This is a genomic window from Pseudomonas sp. MF6755, assembly GCF_016405635.1.
In the GTDB taxonomy this organism is placed as follows: domain Bacteria; phylum Pseudomonadota; class Gammaproteobacteria; order Pseudomonadales; family Pseudomonadaceae; genus Aquipseudomonas; species Aquipseudomonas haemolytica.
On record NZ_JAEKDA010000006.1, the window covers coordinates 245,721 to 259,681 of the forward strand.

General features: G+C 60.6%; 12 protein-coding genes. 6 read left to right on the forward strand and 6 right to left on the reverse strand.

Annotated features, from left to right (window positions below; genetic code table 11):
- The first annotated feature begins 6 nt into the window (after nt 1-6).
- From gatA to JFT66_RS09950, 5 genes are all read left to right on the forward strand, one after another.
- On the forward strand, nt 7-1,458 hold the full coding sequence (gene gatA / locus JFT66_RS09930; RefSeq protein ID WP_153838894.1) for an Asp-tRNA(Asn)/Glu-tRNA(Gln) amidotransferase subunit GatA: 1,452 nt from the start codon (nt 7-9) through the stop codon (nt 1,456-1,458).
- Between the two features lie 10 nt (nt 1,459-1,468).
- Nucleotides 1,469-2,914: an Asp-tRNA(Asn)/Glu-tRNA(Gln) amidotransferase subunit GatB gene (gene gatB / locus JFT66_RS09935; protein WP_153838895.1), complete on the forward strand. Its 1,446-nt coding sequence runs from the start codon at nt 1,469-1,471 to the stop codon at nt 2,912-2,914.
- Nucleotides 2,915-3,074: 160 nt separating this feature from the next.
- Nucleotides 3,075-3,446 carry a septal ring lytic transglycosylase RlpA family protein gene (locus JFT66_RS09940; protein WP_153838896.1) on the forward strand — a complete coding sequence of 124 codons (372 nt, stop codon included), beginning with the start codon at nt 3,075-3,077 and terminating at the stop codon, nt 3,444-3,446.
- A 26-nt stretch (nt 3,447-3,472) separates the two neighbouring features.
- Entirely contained in the window at nt 3,473-4,552 is a 1,080-nt protein-coding gene (locus JFT66_RS09945; protein WP_034118099.1) for a calcium/sodium antiporter, read from the forward strand.
- Nucleotides 4,549-4,932: a carboxymuconolactone decarboxylase family protein gene (locus JFT66_RS09950; protein ID WP_034118098.1), complete on the forward strand. Its 384-nt coding sequence runs from the start codon at nt 4,549-4,551 to the stop codon at nt 4,930-4,932. The genes JFT66_RS09945 and JFT66_RS09950 overlap by 4 nt, the downstream gene beginning before the upstream one ends.
- Nucleotides 4,933-5,050: 118 nt before the next feature.
- Here the strand turns inward: JFT66_RS09950 and JFT66_RS09955 are convergent, their stop codons facing one another.
- The 5 genes from JFT66_RS09955 to kdgD all read right to left on the reverse strand — a co-directional run bounded on the left by JFT66_RS09955 (nt 5,051) and on the right by kdgD (nt 11,631).
- On the reverse strand, nt 5,051-5,992 hold the full coding sequence (locus JFT66_RS09955) for an AEC family transporter (protein WP_034118097.1): 942 nt from the start codon (nt 5,990-5,992) through the stop codon (nt 5,051-5,053).
- A 173-nt stretch (nt 5,993-6,165) separates the two neighbouring features.
- Nucleotides 6,166-7,719, reverse strand: coding sequence for a galactarate dehydratase (gene garD / locus JFT66_RS09960; RefSeq protein WP_153838897.1), 1,554 nt, complete (start codon nt 7,717-7,719; stop codon nt 6,166-6,168).
- Nucleotides 7,719-9,095: an MFS transporter gene (locus JFT66_RS09965; RefSeq protein ID WP_034118095.1), complete on the reverse strand. Its 1,377-nt coding sequence runs from the start codon at nt 9,093-9,095 to the stop codon at nt 7,719-7,721. The genes garD and JFT66_RS09965 overlap by 1 nt, the downstream gene beginning before the upstream one ends.
- A 124-nt stretch (nt 9,096-9,219) precedes the next feature.
- On the reverse strand, nt 9,220-10,665 hold the full coding sequence (locus tag JFT66_RS09970) for an aldehyde dehydrogenase family protein (RefSeq protein ID WP_198859190.1): 1,446 nt from the start codon (nt 10,663-10,665) through the stop codon (nt 9,220-9,222).
- A 54-nt stretch (nt 10,666-10,719) separates the two neighbouring features.
- Nucleotides 10,720-11,631, reverse strand: a complete 912-nt coding sequence (gene kdgD, locus JFT66_RS09975) for a 5-dehydro-4-deoxyglucarate dehydratase (RefSeq protein WP_034118093.1) — start codon at nt 11,629-11,631, stop codon at nt 10,720-10,722.
- 237 nt (nt 11,632-11,868) lie between these two features.
- Between kdgD and JFT66_RS09980 the strand changes: the two genes are divergently transcribed.
- On the forward strand, nt 11,869-13,026 hold the full coding sequence (locus JFT66_RS09980) for a phospholipase (protein ID WP_198859191.1): 1,158 nt from the start codon (nt 11,869-11,871) through the stop codon (nt 13,024-13,026).
- Nucleotides 13,027-13,150: 124 nt separating this feature from the next.
- Here JFT66_RS09980 and JFT66_RS09985 read toward each other — a convergent pair whose 3' ends face one another.
- Complete coding sequence (locus JFT66_RS09985; protein WP_043048554.1) at nt 13,151-13,900, reverse strand: FadR/GntR family transcriptional regulator; 750 nt, start codon at nt 13,898-13,900, stop codon at nt 13,151-13,153.
- Nucleotides 13,901-13,961 lie beyond the last annotated feature (61 nt).

Below are 13,961 nucleotides of genomic sequence, written 5' to 3' on the forward strand. Positions count from 1 at the left end.
CCTTTCATGCATCACATGACTCTGGCCGAGATCGCCCGCGGTCTCGCCGACAAAACGTTTTCTTCCGAAGAGCTGACCCAGACCCTGCTGGCGCGTATCGCCGAGCACGATCCCAAGGTCAACAGCTTCATCAGCCTCACCGAAGAGCTGGCCTTGAGCCAGGCCAGGGCCGCCGACGCACGTCGCGCCAACGGTGAAAATGGCGCACTGCTGGGCGCACCGATTGCCCACAAAGACCTGTTCTGCACCCAGGGCATACGCACCAGTTGCGGCTCGAAGATGCTCGACAACTTCAAGGCGCCCTACGACGCCACCGTAGTGGCCAAGCTGGCTGCCGCCGGGGCCGTGACCCTGGGCAAGACCAACATGGACGAATTCGCCATGGGTTCGGCCAACGAATCGAGCTACTACGGCGCGGTAAAAAACCCGTGGAACCTGGAACACGTGCCCGGAGGTTCGTCCGGTGGCTCGGCCGCCGCCGTGGCCGCGCGTTTCCTGCCGGCCGCCACCGCCACCGACACCGGTGGTTCAATCCGCCAGCCAGCCGCCTTCACCAACCTTACCGGCCTGAAGCCGACCTACGGTCGTGTTTCCCGTTGGGGCATGATTGCCTACGCCTCCAGCCTGGATCAGGGCGGCCCATTGGCACGCACTGCCGAAGACTGCGCAATATTGTTACAAGGCATGGCAGGCTTCGATAAACAGGACTCCACCAGCATCGATGAGCCGGTTCCGGACTACAGCGCCAGCCTGAATACGTCGATCAAGGGCTTGCGCATCGGCGTGCCAAAAGAGTATTTCAGCGCCGGCCTCGACCCGCGTATCGCCGACTTGGTGCAAAACAGCATCAAAGCGCTGGAAAAGCTGGGCGCCGTGATCAAGGAAATCAGCCTGCCGAACAACCAGCACGCGATTCCTGCGTACTACGTGATCGCTCCGGCAGAAGCCTCCTCCAACCTGTCGCGTTTCGACGGCGTACGCTTCGGCTATCGCTGCGAAAACCCGAAAGACCTGACCGACCTGTACAAACGCTCCCGTGGCGAAGGCTTCGGCAGTGAAGTCCAGCGCCGGATCATGGTCGGTGCCTACGCCCTGTCCGCCGGCTATTACGACGCGTACTACCTCAAGGCGCAGAAAATCCGTCGCTTGATCAAGAACGACTTCATGACCGCCTTCGAAGAAGTCGACGTGATCCTCGGCCCAACCACGCCGAACCCGGCCTGGAAGATCGGCGCCAAGACCGGCGACCCGATCGCCGAGTACCTGGAAGACCTCTACACCATCACCGCCAACCTCGCGGGCTTGCCGGGCTTGTCCATGCCCGCCGGTTTCGTCGATGGCCTGCCGGTTGGCGTGCAATTGCTCGCCCCGTATTTCCAGGAAGGCCGCCTGCTCAATGTGGCGCACCAGTACCAGTTGAACACCGACTGGCACACCCGCACCCCTACCGGCTTCTGAGGAGAACACTATGCAATGGGAAGTTGTGATCGGGCTGGAGATTCATACCCAGCTCGCCACCCAATCGAAGATTTTCTCCGGTAGCGCCACCACGTTCGGCTCCGAGCCCAACACCCAGGCCAGCCTGGTCGACCTGGGCATGCCCGGCGTGCTGCCAGTGCTGAACCAGGAAGCGGTGCGCATGGCGGTGATGTTCGGCTTGGCAATTGACGCCGAGATCGGCCAGCACAACGTGTTTGCACGCAAGAACTACTTCTACCCGGACCTGCCCAAGGGCTACCAGATCAGCCAGATGGAATTGCCGATTGTCGGCAAGGGCCACCTGGACATCGCGCTGGAAGACGGCACCATCAAGCGTGTCGGCGTAACCCGTGCGCACCTGGAAGAAGACGCCGGCAAGAGCCTGCACGAAGAATTCCCGGGCGCTACCGGTATCGACCTGAACCGTGCCGGCACGCCGCTGCTGGAAATCGTTTCCGAACCGGACATGCGCAGCGCCAAGGAAGCCGTGGCCTACGTCAAGACTATCCACGCGCTGGTGCGCTACCTGGGCATCTGCGACGGCAACATGGCCGAAGGTTCGCTGCGCTGCGACTGCAACGTGTCGATCCGTCCCAAGGGCCAAACCGAGTACGGCACCCGCTGCGAGATCAAGAACGTCAACTCGTTCCGTTTCATCGAGAAGGCGATCAACAGCGAAGTGCGTCGCCAGATCGAACTGATCGAGGACGGCGGTAAAGTGATCCAGCAAACCCGCCTGTACGATCCGAACAAAGACGAAACCCGCGCCATGCGCAGCAAAGAGGAAGCCAACGACTACCGTTACTTCCCCGACCCGGACCTGTTGCCGGTGGTGCTCGAGGATTCGTTCCTCAGTGATATCCGCGCCACCTTGCCGGAATTGCCGCAGCAAAAACGCGAGCGCTTCCAGGAGCAGTTCGGACTGTCGATCTACGATGCCAGCGTGCTGGCCTCCAGCCGTGAACAAGCCAACTACTTCGAAAAAGTCGTAAGCATCGCCGGCGACGCCAAGCTGGCGGCCAACTGGGTGATGGTTGAGCTGGGCAGCCTGTTGAACAAACAGGGCCTGGAAATCGACGAGGCACCGGTCAGCGCCGAGCAATTGGGCGGCATGCTGCTGCGCATCAAGGACAACACCATCTCCGGCAAGATCGCCAAGACCGTGTTCGAAGCCATGGCCAGCGGTGAAGGCAGCGCCGACGAGATCATCGACAAGCGTGGCCTCAAGCAAGTCACCGACAGCGGCGCCATCTCGGCTGTACTCGATGAAATGCTCGCGGCGAATGCAGAGCAGGTCGAGCAATACCGCGCCGCAGATGAAGCCAAGCGCGGCAAGATGTTCGGCTTCTTTGTCGGCCAGGCGATGAAAGCGTCCAAGGGCAAAGCCAACCCGCAACAGGTGAACGAACTGCTGAAAAGCAAGCTCGAAGGCTGATAGCGGTGAATGGTCCGAATGGGATTTCATATCCAACTCGGACCCCTTGCGGGAGGGGGCTTGCTCCCGATTGCGGTGTACCAGTCGCTATATCGGCCGGCTGATCAACCGCTATCGGGAGCAAGCCCCCTCCCACATTTAAGTGGGGGATTTCCTGACAATGAAGCGTCTACTCGGCCTCCTGGCCTTGTCCTCCCTGCTGGCCGGTTGCGCCAGCGGCCTCATCGACCCCAAAGGTTACGACGAAACCGGCACCGCTTCCTATTACGGCGCCCAACACCATGGCAAGCGAACCGCCAGTGGTGAACCTTTCAACCAGAACGCTTTGACCGCCGCCCACAGGCGCTTGCCCTTCGGCACCCAGGTCAAGGTAACCAATCTCGACAACGACCGATCGGTGGTGGTGCGCATCAATGACCGCGGCCCGCATACCCGTGGGCGCTTGATCGACCTTTCCCGCAAGGCTGCCGAGCAACTGCGTATGCTGGGCAGCGGCACCGCACGGGTTCGCGTGCAAGCCCTGAATAACTGACTGAGGCAGCCTTGAGCATTTTCGGATTGAACGCCCTCTCGCCCTGGAGCCTGCTCGAACTGGTCGGCGGCTTGCTGCTGCTGATCGTCGGCGCTGAAATCCTGGTGCGCGCCGCCGTGCGCCTGGCGGCCAGCCTCAAGGTGCGGCCGTTGATCATCGGCTTGAGCATCGTCGCCTTCGGCAGCAGCGCGCCACAGATGACCGTCAGCCTGCAGGCCACGCTGGCCGGCAATACCGACATTGCCGTGGGCAGCGTCATTGGCAGCAGTATCTTCAATATCCTCGTTACCTTGGGCTTGTCCGCGCTGATCATTCCACTGCGGGTGTCGCGGCAACTGGTGCGCGTGGACATACCGGTGATGATCCTCGCCGGCCTGCTGGTGTTTACCCTGGCCGCCAATGAAGTGCTGACGCCATTCGATGGTGGGGTGCTGCTCGTGGCACTGGTGGCCTACCTGGGTGTGCTGCACTACCAGACGCGCCATTCGCGCCGCCCGCGAACCCTGGACACCGTGGCCAAGGCGCCGTGGCTGAGCAGTGTGTTGCTGATGCTCGTCGGGTTGCTGGTGCTGGTGTTGGCCGGGCACTTACTGCTCGGCGCAGCGGTGGATGTGGCGGGCGACCTGGGCCTGTCGGAGCGCGTCATCGGCCTGACGCTGATCGGCGTCGGCACCTCGCTGCCCTGCCTCGCCACTTCGCTCATCGCCGCCTTGCGTGGTGAACGGGAGATTGCCGTGGGCAACGTGATCGGCAGCAACCTGTTCAACCTGCTGGGCGTGCTGGGCTTTACTGCCCTGGTGGCGCCGTCGCCGTTGTCGGTATCGCCTAACGCGCTGGATTTTGATCTGCCGGTCATGCTCGGCGCCATCATCCTGTGCCTGCCGGTGTTCTATACCGGCTACCGGGTGACGCGTATCGAAGGGCTGCTGCTGCTGGGGTTGTACCTGGCGTACGGCCTGCATGTGATGGCGTTCACCACCGGCATGCCCCTGGCCAACAAACTTGAACAGTTGATGCTGTATTACGTCCTGCCGGCGTTGGTGGTTTTGCTGCTGTTCACCTCACTGCGCGCCTGGCACCGCCAACACAAGAGGGAATCGCAATGACCGATCAGAAAAAGCCCGGGGTTGAAGTGCGTCGCCAGGTCATGGGCGATGTGTTCGTCGACCGCGCCCTGGGCAACGCCACGGCGTTCACCCAGCCGCTGCAGGACTTCGTCAACGAACACGCATGGGGCAGCGTATGGAACCGCGAAGGCTTACCGCTCAAGACCCGCAGCCTGATCACCCTGGCCGCCCTGACCGCCCTCAAATGCCCGCAGGAACTCAAGGGTCACGTACGCGGTGCACTTAATAATGGCTGCACGGTAGACGAGATTCGCGAAGCGCTGTTGCATTGCGCGGTGTATGCCGGTGTGCCGGCGGCGATTGATGCCTTTCGAGCGGCGCAGGAAGTGATTGAGGCCTATCAGACAGATCAGCAGTGACTGTCCGATCGCTTTCGCGAGCAAGCCCGCTCCCACATTTGTCCGAGTTTCAGCATGAAAATGCGCTCGAATGTGGGAGCGGGCTTGCTCGCGAAGGCCCCTGAACACACTGCAAAACTCAAATCCAGCCACCCGCCTGCAATACGAAAATCCCGATATTAGTGGTCACCGCCGCCATCAGCGTGGTGATCACGATGATGGCCGCCGCCAACTCATGATTGCCTTGCGCCGCCCTGGCCATCACGAAGCTCGCGGCGGCAGTCGGCGCGCCGAAGTACAGGAACAGAATCCCCAACTCCGGCCCGCGGAACCCCAATAACCAGGCGCCCAAGGTCGCGATCACCGGCAGCCAGACCATCTTCATCAAGCTCGCGCTCAATGCCATGTTGCCGCTCTTGCGCAGCGCGGCCATGGACAAAGTGCCGCCGATGCAAATCAACGCCAACGGCAGCGTGGTGTCCGACAGGTACTGCAAGGACTTTTCCAGCCAGCCGGGCAAACCGATCTGGAAGTAAGCGAACGGCGCGGCGACGATCACACTGATGATCAGCGGGTTAGCGACCACACTCTTGAAGATGCTCCACGGGTCAGACTTGATCACCGGGCTGTACACCGCCAGCACGATGGTCGACAACGTGTTGTAGAACAGGATCACCAGCGCCGCCAGGATCGCGCCGAGGGAAATGCCATAGTCACCGTACATACTGGCCGCCAGCGCCAGGCCAATCACGCCGTTGTTGCCACGAAACGCGCCCTGGGCGTAGATCCCACGGTCCTCGCGCTTGCAGCGAAAAATCGCCCAGCCCCAGGCCAGGGCGAAACTCAGCAGCGTGGCCACGGCAAAATAGATCAACAACCCCGGCTTGAGCGCTGCGTGCAGATCGGCATGCAGGATGCCCAGGAACAGCAACGCCGGCATGGTGACGTTGAACACCAGGGAAGAGGCGGTGTGGATAAAGTTATCGTTGATCCAGTTGATGCGCCTGAGCAACACACCAAGGAACAGCATGGCAAACACCGGCGCGGTGATGGTGAGGGTGGTGAGGAAAATTGCCAGCATGCCGGGGAGAACCTTGGTGGGCGTCTTCAGTTGGCTAATGATAAGCCATGGAAACCCTGTCGTCTGGTCTACCGCTATCGGGAGCAAGCCCCCTCCCACATTTGATTGCATTACAAAGGTAATACTCGGTCAAATGTGGGAGGGGGCTTGCTCCCGATGCAGGCGACTGGGTCTCAAGTAATCGGCGCCGGATTGAAAAGCGTAATGTCGTTATGCAGCTTATGCCGCTCCGCCCACGTCTGCTTTCTGCCACTGGCCACGTCCAGGTAGAAGTGGAACAACTCCCAGCCCAGTTCCTCGATGCTCGCGCGCCCGGTAGCGATGCGCCCTGCGTCGATATCGATCAGGTCCGGCCAACGTTGGGCCAGCTCGGTGCGGGTCGAGACCTTCACCACTGGCGCCATTGCCAGCCCGTACGGTGTGCCGCGCCCAGTGGTGAACACATGCAGGTTCATCCCTGCCGCCAGTTGCAAGGTGCCACACACAAAATCACTGGCCGGTGTGGCACAGAAGATCAGGCCCTTGCTTTTGAAGCGCTCGCCCGGGCCAAGTACGCCGTTGATCGCACTGCTGCCGGATTTGACGATGGAACCCAAGGACTTCTCGACAATGTTCGACAGCCCGCCCTTCTTGTTCCCCGGCGTGGTATTGGCGCTGCGGTCCGCCTCGCCCTTGGCCAGGTAACGGTCGTACCAGTCCATTTCCCTGACCAGCTCGCGGGCAACTTCTTCGTTCTGTGCGCGTGAAGTCAGCAGGTAAATCGCATCGCGCACTTCAGTCACTTCGGAAAACATCACCGTCGCCCCGGCCCTCAGCAACAGATCCGAGGCATACCCCAGTGCCGGGTTGGCGGTGATGCCGGAAAACGCATCACTGCCACCGCACTGCATGCCCAGGATCAGCTCGGAAGCCGGCACCGTTTCCCGGCGGCGCTGGTCGAGTTTTTTCAAGCGCACTTCGGCCAGTTCCATGATCTGCTCGATCATCTCGGTAAAACCGTGGCTGGAATCCTGCAAGCGGTACAGCCACGGCTCGCTCAGGTCCACGGAGCTGTCGTTGTCGTGCATCACCTGCCCGGCCTGCAATTTCTCGCAGCCCAGGCTGATCACCAAGGCTTCACCGCCCAGGTTCGGGTTACGTGCCAGGTTGCGCACGGTACGGATCGGAATATAAGCATCCGTCGCCGTGATCGCCACGCCGCAGCCATAGCTGTGGGTCAGCGCCACCACATCATCGACGTGGGGGTATTTGGGCAGCAACTCGTCCTTGATGCGCTTGACTGCATGGTCCAGCACACCGGTAACGCACTGCACGGTGGTGGTGATGCCAAGGATATTGCGCGTGCCCACGGTGCCATCGGCATTGCGATAGCCCTCGAAGGTAAAACCCTCCAACGGCGCCTGGGTTTCAGGCACTTCGGTGGACAGCGGCAAACTGTCCAGCGGTGGCGCGGTGGGCATGCGCAGTTGATCTTCCTGCACCCAACTGCCGCGTGGGATTGGCGCCAAGGCATAACCGATGGTCTGGCCGTAGCGAATAATCCGGCCACCCTCGGGGATGTCTTCCAACGTCACCTTGTGGCTCTGGGGGATAAAGTCCACGGTGACCAGGCCGTCGGGGAATTCAGTCCCGGCCGGCACGCCCTGGTCGTTTACCACGATCACCACGTTGTCGCGCTCGTGCAAACGGATCGAGCGCGGCGAGTCGGCATGTTCAATCAACTGCATTACATCGCCCCTCGGGAGTGCGCTTGGGTAAGGTTGGTCAGCTCTGGCCCTTGGCTTGGCGGCTCTTTGAGCACCACGCGCTTGATCGGGCCGACAATCACCAGGTAGCTGAACACCGCCACCAGGGCATTGGCGCCGACGAACACCAGCGCCCATTTGAACGAGCCGGTGGTGCTGATGATGTAGCCGATGACGATCGGTGTGGTGATCGACGCCAGATTACCGAAGGTGTTGAACAAGCCACCACTGAGGCCGGCGATTTGTTTCGGCGAGGTGTCGGACACCACCGCCCAACCCAGTGCGCCTACGCCTTTACCGAAGAAGGCCAAGGCCATGAACCCCACCACCATCCACTCAATATCCACATAGTTGCAGGCCACGATGCTGCTGGAAATCAGCAGGCCACCGATGATCGGCGCCTTGCGTGCGAAGGTCAGCGAGTGGCCCTTACGCAACAGGTAATCGGAAATCACCCCGCCGAGCACACCGCCGATAAAGCCGCAGATCGCCGGTAACGAGGCAATGAAGCCGGCCTTGAGAATGGTCATGCCACGGTCCTGCACCAGGTACACCGGGAACCAGGTCAGGAAGAAATAGGTGATGCCGTTAATGCAGTACTGGCCCAGGTACACGCCGAGCATCATGCGGTTGGTCAGCAGTTGACGGATGTAGTCCCACTTCGGCCCGTCGGTTTTCTTGCCTTTGCCCTTGTCCTGATCCATGTCGACCATCGCGCCATTGGCGGCGATGTGATTGAACTCGGCCTCGTTGATCATCGGATGCTGGCGCGGGCTGTGGATAACTTTCAGCCAGACCAGCGAGAAAATGATGCCGATCACCCCCATCACGATGAACACGTGCTGCCAGCCGAAGCGGTAGACAATCCAGCCCATCAATGGCGCAAACAACACCGTGGCGAAGTACTGCGCCGAGTTGAAGATCGCCGACGCGGTGCCCCTTTCCGCCGTAGGAAACCACGCCGCGACAATACGGGCATTTCCCGGAAACGACGGCGCCTCGGCCAGGCCCACCATGAAGCGCAGCATGAACAGCGCGACCACGGCCGTGGAGACACCAAACTCACCGACATAGCCTTGCAGCACGGTGAACAACGACCAAGTGAAAATGCTCAGGGCATAGACTTTTTTCGAACCGAAGCGGTCGAGCAGCCAGCCGCCGGGGATTTGCCCGGCTACGTAGGCCCAGCCGAAGGCGGAGAAGATATAACCGAGGGTGACCGCGTCGATGCCGAGGTCTTTTTGCAGGCTGGAGCCGGCAATGGCGATGGTGGCCCGGTCGGCGTAGTTGATCGTGGTCACCAGGAACAGCATGAGCAGGATCAAATAGCGGACATGGGTCGGCTTGGTCGCTTGCATGAAGAGATACTCCCACTAATTATTTTTTTTGCGGGTAATTGTCTAGTTGTCGATGAGCACCGGGTTTATGTGGGAGCCGGGGTTGCCCGCTCCCACACAATGCAGGCGCCACAGGTGCTGCGTGTTACGAACCGATGTAGCTGGTCTTCACCACGGTGTAGAACTCTTGCGCATAGCGACCTTGCTCACGCGAACCGTAGGATGAGCCCTTACGGCCACCGAACGGTACGTGGTAGTCCACACCCGCGGTCGGCAGGTTGACCATCACCATCCCGGCCTGGGAGTGGCGCTTGAAGTGGTTGGCGTATTTCAACGAGGTGGTGGCTATCCCCGCCGACAGCCCGAACTCGGTGTCGTTGGCCATGGCCAGCGCCGCCTCGTAGTCCGCCACGCGTACCACATTGGCGACTGGGCCGAAGATCTCTTCACGGCTGATACGCATAGCGGCTTCGCTGTCGGCAAACAGTGTAGGCGCCAGGTAGTAGCCTTCGGTGTCGCACGTCACCAGGCCGCCACCGCTCACCAGCCGAGCACCTTCGCTTTGGCCGATGTCGATGTATTTCATGTCCTGTTCCAACTGGGCCTGGGACACTACCGGGCCAATGTCGGTGCCACTTTTCAACGCGTGGCCGACCTTGATCGACTTCATCCGCTCAGCCATCGCCGCCACAAATTGGTCGTGAATGCCCGCGGTGACGATCAAGCGGCTCGACGCAGTGCAACGCTGGCCGGTGGAGTAGAACGCGCTCTGCACCGACAGCTCGACGGCCTGCTTGAGGTCAGCGTCGTCGAGAATGACCTGCGGGTTTTTGCCGCCCATTTCCAACTGCACCTTGGCCTGGCGCGATACACAACTGACGGCGATCTGACGGCCGACGCCGACGGAGCCGGTGAAGCTGATGCCATCGACTTTCGGGCTGTTGACCAACACGTCGCCGACCACGCGGCCGCTGCCCATCACCAGGTTGAACACACCGGCAGGGAAGCCGGCGCGGGAGATGATCTCCGCCAGGGCCCAGGCACAACCCGGCACGAGTTCGGCGGGCTTGATCACCACGCAATTGCCGTAGGCCAGGGCCGGCGCGATTTTCCAGGCGGGAATGGCAATCGGGAAGTTCCACGGGGTAATCAGGCCCACTACACCGAGGGCTTCGCGGGTCACTTCAACGTTGACGCCCGGGCGTACCGACGGCACGTAATCACCCGACAGGCGCAGGCATTCACCGGCGAAGAACTTGAAGATATTACCGGCACGGGTTACTTCACCGATGGCTTCGGGCAGGGTCTTGCCCTCTTCCCGGGCCAGCAGGGTGCCGAGTTCTTCGCGACGGGTGAGGATCTCGCTGCCGACTTTATCCAACGCATCGTGACGCGCCTGAATACCTGAAGTCGACCAGGCCGGGAAAGCGGCGCGGGCAGCATCGATGGCTGCGTTGACCTGGGCTACGTCTGCCTTGGCGTATTCGCCAATGGCATCGGACAGATCCGACGGGTTGATGTTGGTGCAGTAGTCGGCGCCGGTTACCCATTCGCCATTGATGTAGTTCTCGAAACGCTGTGCTTGGGACACGAATCTTCTCCTGACGCAAAAGGCCGCTGATTGCGCAGCGGCCTTGTAGATAATTTATTGCGCGCCTTGCTTGTCGATCAGCGCGGCCAGGGCTTCGTACTCTTCCGGCAGCAGATCGGTCAGCGGCGTGCGCACCGGGCCGGCGTCGTAACCGACGATTTTCGCACCGGCCTTGACGATGCTCACCGCGTAACCGGCTTTGCGGTTGCGGATGTCCAGGTACGGCAGGAAGAAGTCGTCGATGATCTTGTCGACGGTGGCGTGATCTTCGCGGGCAATGGCGTGGTAGAAGTCCATGGCGGTTTTCGGGATGAAGTTGAACACCGCCGAGGAGTACACCGGCACGCCCAGGGCCTTGTAGGCAGCGGCGTAAACCTCTGCAGTCGGCAAGCCGCCGAGGTAGCTGAAACGGTCGCCGAGACGACGGCGGATCGACACCATCAACTCGATATCACCCAGACCGTCCTTGTAGCCGATCAGGTTCGGGCAGCGCTCGGCCAAGCGTTCCAGCAGCGGCGCGGTCAGGCGGCAAACATTGCGGTTGTAGACCACCACACCGATCTTGACCGACTTGCACACCGCCTCAACGTGGGCGGCAACCCCGTCCTGGCTGGCTTCGGTGAGGTAGTGCGGCAGTAGCAGCAGGCCTTTGGCGCCGAGGCGTTCGGCCTCTTGAGCGTACTCGATGGCCTGGCGGGTCGAGCCGCCTACACCGGCCAGAATCGGCACGCTGGAAGCACAGGTATCGACGGCGGTTTTCACCACTTGGGAGTATTCGCTGGCAGCAAGGGAGAAGAACTCACCGGTGCCGCCCGCTGCGAACAAGGCGGTAGCGCCGTAAGGGGCGAGCCATTCCAGGCGCTTGATGTAGCCTGCCTGGTGGAAGTCACCCTGGGCGTTGAAATCGGTCACCGGGAAAGACAGCAGACCGTGGGAGAGGATGGACTTCAATTCTTGTGGATTCATTATTCGAACACCCTGGGCGAAGACTTTCTAAAGAAAGGTTGTGGTTGGTTTTGGCTATGTCGTACGTCATCGTACAACTATAAATGGATTCGTCAACTGCAATTCATCGGCGCTCATCGCAAAGCTGACACGTTGAACAATCCCTCTTGACGTAGGAAATTTCTCCTCTATGCTCACAACAGCTGTATATACATACAGTTATCAAGGAAGATTCCTACGACATAGCAAGGAGCTAACATGTCAGGTCTAGAACTCGCTGCACCGCAAAAACAACCGCCTACCCTGCGCTTCGAAGGGGGTGAGCACACCGCCATCGGTGATGAAACCTTGTTGCGCTTCGTCAAGGACGCACCGGCGATTCCGGCACACCAAGTCGAGCTGCACCTACCCAACGGGCTGGCTCTGACCTACGGCCAAGTGATCGCCCTGGGTGGCGATTTTTATGGCGTTCCTGGGCAACCCATCAGCGATGGCACCTCCCCTGCCGACCGCGTGCAACGCTTCACCGCCGCTTTCAATTCCCTGGCAGTGCTACCCGCCTCGCGGGAAGAAGCACACAAGATCCTCGCGGTGATGCAAAAGGAGATCAACGCAGTCAAGCAGGCGATCAAAGACGGCAAGCAACCCCATGAAGCCTATGACGCTTTGGGTGATACGTTGTCCGAGGAATGGAACCGCATCACCGGGGGAGGCAGTGCTGTTTCGGCCCTGATTCCTCTGGGGCGCTACCTGAAGCTGGCAGCGGACAATGCCGACCACTTCGGAGAGTGGGCCCTGTCTGCCTACTTGGCCGGCCACACGGCGGCGCTGCAACAGGCCGTTGTCGCCCATCAAACCGGCACCGACCAGGCCCTGCAGTTGGCCTATGCGATGAACAGCTTTGCCGATCACTTCTTGACCGACCTATTTTCTGCCGGCCACCTGCGGGTACCGCGCAAACAACTGGCAGCGGTAGTGACACCGGGCGAGCTGGGCTCGCTGATCAGCCGCTTCATGCACGACGAAGACAGCAAGTTCGGGCTCAAGGTACGCAATGCCATGGGCGATCAATGGCACGCCTATGGTGACAAGCGCTATTTCGACACTATCGACGCTGACAATCGCCTACAGGTCAAACGTGCGGTACAGGCCTCGGCAGATGAGATCTTCGACACCTTCATCAGCGGCGTCGCGCCCTCCCCGGCCAGCTTCAAGGCGCCGCTGTATGTGCCCGACCTGAACGCAGCGCAGAACCCGGCAAACAACTTCTCGCCGCTGTTCAAGATGGAGGGGGACAAGGTGCTGCGGCGCAAGGACGTCAATGACCTGAACGACAAGCACTGGACCAATGATTGGTGGGGTTGGAGTACGTATTTGTTGCTTAAGGACTACAAGCCCAATCAACCCGTCAGCTGACGGCTGATAGTTTTTTGTAGGAGCGAGCTTGCTCGCGAAGAACCTGAGGCCAACGCACACATTCTGAATAAACGCAGCGCCCTTGAATCTTTCGCGAGCAAGCTCGCTCCTACAGGGCAATGCTTCAACCGCGCTGCGCTTCGGCCTCTTCATGGGCATGGCGCAGCCGCTCGCGGCTGTTGGTCAAATGCAGACGCATGGCCGCACGCGCCGCATCCGAATCCTGGCGGGCAATCGCCTCATAAATCTCTTCATGTTCGCGGCTCAGGCGGCTCATGTAGTGCTGTTGGTCATCATGGGCCAAGCGTGCAGAGTTCAGGCGGGTACGTGGAATGATGCTGGTGCCCAGGTGGGTCATGATGTCGGTGAAGTAACGGTTGCCGGTAGACAGCGCAATTTCCAGGTGGAAGGCAAAGTCTGACGCCACCGCATCGCCGGCGTGGGCCGCGCTTTCATTCAAGGCATCGAGGGCCGCACGCATGGCGGCCAGCTGTGCATCGCTGCGACGCAAGGCAGCGAGCCCCGCTGATTCCACTTCCAGGCTGATACGCAGCTCCAGAATCGCCAGCACATCACGCAAGGTCACCACGGTGGCCGGATCAATGCGAAAACCGCTGGGGCTTGGCGTGTCCAGCACAAAGGTGCCGATACCATGGCGAGTCTCGACCTGCCCCGCCGCTTGCAGCCGTGAAATAGCCTCACGCACCACGGTACGGCTGACCCCATGGGCGTCCATGATCGCCGACTCGGTAGGCAGCTTGTCGCCGCGTTTGAGTTGGCCGTCGCGGATCTGCTCGGACAACACCGTGACCAATTCCTGGGCAAGGCTGCGGCGCTTGCGGGGAAGACGTGGAGCGGCGCTGGAGTTTTCCATGATGAACCATCTTTCTCGGCGAACTAAAGACCGCATCATAGCCCATGGTGGTTGTACGATC

What these genes read in the sequence shown, in the direction of transcription:
- gatA (WP_153838894.1), top strand. Translation starts at nt 7, where the DNA reads ATGCATCACATGACTCTGGCCGAGATCGCCCGCGGTCTCGCCGACAAA.
- gatB (WP_153838895.1), top strand. Translation starts at nt 1,469, where the DNA reads ATGCAATGGGAAGTTGTGATCGGGCTGGAGATTCATACCCAGCTCGCC.
- JFT66_RS09940 (WP_153838896.1), top strand. Translation starts at nt 3,075, where the DNA reads ATGAAGCGTCTACTCGGCCTCCTGGCCTTGTCCTCCCTGCTGGCCGGT.
- JFT66_RS09950 (WP_034118098.1), top strand. Translation starts at nt 4,549, where the DNA reads ATGACCGATCAGAAAAAGCCCGGGGTTGAAGTGCGTCGCCAGGTCATG.
- JFT66_RS09955 (WP_034118097.1), bottom strand. Translation starts at nt 5,992, where the DNA reads ATGCTGGCAATTTTCCTCACCACCCTCACCATCACCGCGCCGGTGTTT.
- garD (WP_153838897.1), bottom strand. Translation starts at nt 7,719, where the DNA reads ATGCAGTTGATTGAACATGCCGACTCGCCGCGCTCGATCCGTTTGCAC.
- JFT66_RS09965 (WP_034118095.1), bottom strand. Translation starts at nt 9,095, where the DNA reads ATGCAAGCGACCAAGCCGACCCATGTCCGCTATTTGATCCTGCTCATG.
- kdgD (WP_034118093.1), bottom strand. Translation starts at nt 11,631, where the DNA reads ATGAATCCACAAGAATTGAAGTCCATCCTCTCCCACGGTCTGCTGTCT.
- JFT66_RS09980 (WP_198859191.1), top strand. Translation starts at nt 11,869, where the DNA reads ATGTCAGGTCTAGAACTCGCTGCACCGCAAAAACAACCGCCTACCCTG.
- JFT66_RS09985 (WP_043048554.1), bottom strand. Translation starts at nt 13,900, where the DNA reads ATGGAAAACTCCAGCGCCGCTCCACGTCTTCCCCGCAAGCGCCGCAGC.